The 2,298-nt window shown below is 45.3% G+C and carries 2 protein-coding genes and 1 pseudogene; all 3 read right to left on the bottom strand.

What is annotated here, in order from left to right:
* Positions 1 to 370 (bottom strand): helix-turn-helix domain-containing protein (locus ACFO8Q_RS13685; protein WP_380026374.1); only part of this gene is annotated, 370 nt, incomplete at its 3' end.
* Positions 371 to 481: 111 nt separating this feature from the next.
* On the bottom strand, positions 482 to 1,615 hold the full coding sequence (locus ACFO8Q_RS13680) for an IS630 family transposase (RefSeq protein ID WP_380026373.1): 1,134 nt from the start codon (positions 1,613 to 1,615) through the stop codon (positions 482 to 484).
* A 476-nt stretch (positions 1,616 to 2,091) separates the two neighbouring features.
* Positions 2,092 to 2,298, bottom strand: a pseudogene (locus ACFO8Q_RS13675) (ATP-binding protein); the annotation flags it as partial.

Below are 2,298 nucleotides of genomic sequence, written 5' to 3'. Positions count from 1 at the left end.
CTTTTTGTTCTGCGATTTCTTTTAATTTGGATAACGACCAATGGGTGAAAGGCAGTCCGAGGGTTTTCGGCGGAATTTGAGCAAGTTCTACAATGTCCGCTCGCTGCTCCTCTGTAAAGGTACGGGGACGCCCGCCGCCATATTGGGGTTTCAGGGCATCCAATCCCTTTTCGTTAAATAAGCGAATGATGTGGCGAATATGCTCTTTGGACATATGGTAGAGTTCCGAAATTTCCGGAACCTTCATTTTTTGAGCGGATGCGAGAACAACGAGTGCCCGGCGAACTTCCACAGAATCTGCCCCTTTACGTGCGATCCGATGAAGTTTGTTACCTTCTTCATTGGTTATATCCCGAACATACATGGCCATGTACGATCACCTCATGATGATCTTCGACCCTCAAGTGGATAATCCTTCCTTTTTGTCAAACTACGTTTGCTGAAGGGGCACTAGTGTGTCGTTTCCTTAATAGGCTTCCTTTTATTTTGCGGCAGACTCTAGTCCGTACTTCCAACGAAAGGGAACTGGATTTTTGTTAATTTCCTTAAGGTACTGTTCAATTCTTTCTTTCAGTTCTTCTTTGGACTGTACCCGGAGATGACGCAGGAAACTCCTTGTCATTTTAGAGAAAAAGGATTCGATCACATTGAGCCACGACCCATGTTTTGGAGTAAAAACAAACTCAAAGCGGTTTGGAACGGTCTCTAAATAAGCCCTTGTTTCTTTCGAAGTGTGGGCAGAATGATTGTCCAATATGATTTGGATTCGAAGGCCAGGAGCATATTTGTTATCAAGCATTTTTAAGAAATCGATGAACTCTTTGCTGCGATGTCGATCCACAACGGAGCCCATGACTTCTCCAGTCAGAAGATCCATCCCGGCCATCAAGCTGAGTGTCCCATGTCGAACATATTCGTAATCACGGCTGAAGGTTGGATGTTGTCCCGGAACCGGCGGCAGGTCGGGGGATTTTGTTCCGATAGCCTGAATCCCCGGCTTTTCGTCATAAGAAAGCATGACATCGCAGAGCGGAACAAAATCATTATTTTCCAACTTCCACTCGACTTGCTGATAGACGTGGAGTACCTGCACCATTTTCGCATCAAAGTCGGGATCACGGCGTTCCACGTAGTAAGTAACTTTATGAGGCTGAACATGCTGTGCTTTCAGCAATTTCGAAATCGTACCACCGGAAATGCGCGATGCGCTTGGATGACCTTCCTCCTCAGCGTGCTTCCGAATATACTCTGCAAGAAACCGAACCGTCCAAAGTTCGTAAGAAAAGCCCAGGTCTTTGGGTTTCTGGCAGGCTAATGAAAGAATCCAAGTTTTGGCCTCTGGTGTCAACCGTGGAGGCTTGCCCGAACGCTTCAAGTCATCTAACGCAACATGAATGCCAAATTCTTTCGCCTTTTGCAGGCATCGTGTCACTGCAGGAACGCTGATCTTCAGTTCTTTGGCAATCGTCGTTGAACCGAGACCAGTAGCATGTAATAGAAGGATATTGGCTCGTTCCACGCGGCGTACTTGTTCCGTCCTCGATTGGCTGATCTGCCGAAGGTACGATCGATTCTCTTCAGTAATCTCAACTTCAATTTCACGTGTTCTTCCCATAGTATCCGCCCCGTTCATGATTCTTTAATTTCAGGATACCATAAAACACTATTTTACGTAACTATATTTAGGAAACGAACTACTAGTCACAGTGGTTCAGAAACAGAAAACAATAACTCGTCCAGTTCAGCTAATTCGATTCCACCTGCTACACCAATTTACGGTAAAATATCCTCTTCATCGGATACAGATTGGTTTACTTTTACTGTTAATGCAAAATCAAATGGAAAATTAAACGTATTCATGGATCCCGCGGACAACAAAGACTACGAATTAGAACTTTATGATGACACAGGTACCTACTTAGGCGGATCCTATGGTGGTACAGGGGCCAATGAGCTAATCAGTCAGGAATGAATATTTCGGCGCGGCAGAGCCGCTAGGTTAATGAATGAGAGCCACCATGTTAATGAAATAGAGCCAATATGTTAATGGGGAGAGCCACCCCGATATGAGGCGGCTCTTGGAATGTAATGTTACGCCTGAAGCCCTTTTTTCTTTCGCATGGAATCTTCCCCATCAATGAGTATGTGATGTGAATTATGCACAATACGATCAAGGATTGCGTCAGCCATGGTATGTTTGTTGATTTTCTCGTGCCATCCCTCCGGTGGAACTGGGAGATGAAGATTGTTGAGGCGTTTTGATGGCGGGCTTCGATGATTTCTAGCAGGTCGCGGGAT

It is taken from the genome of Effusibacillus consociatus (assembly GCF_042652925.1).
Taxonomy (GTDB): domain Bacteria; phylum Bacillota; class Bacilli; order Tumebacillales; family Effusibacillaceae; genus Effusibacillus; species Effusibacillus consociatus.
This window is presented reverse-complemented; position numbering and strand designations above follow the sequence as displayed.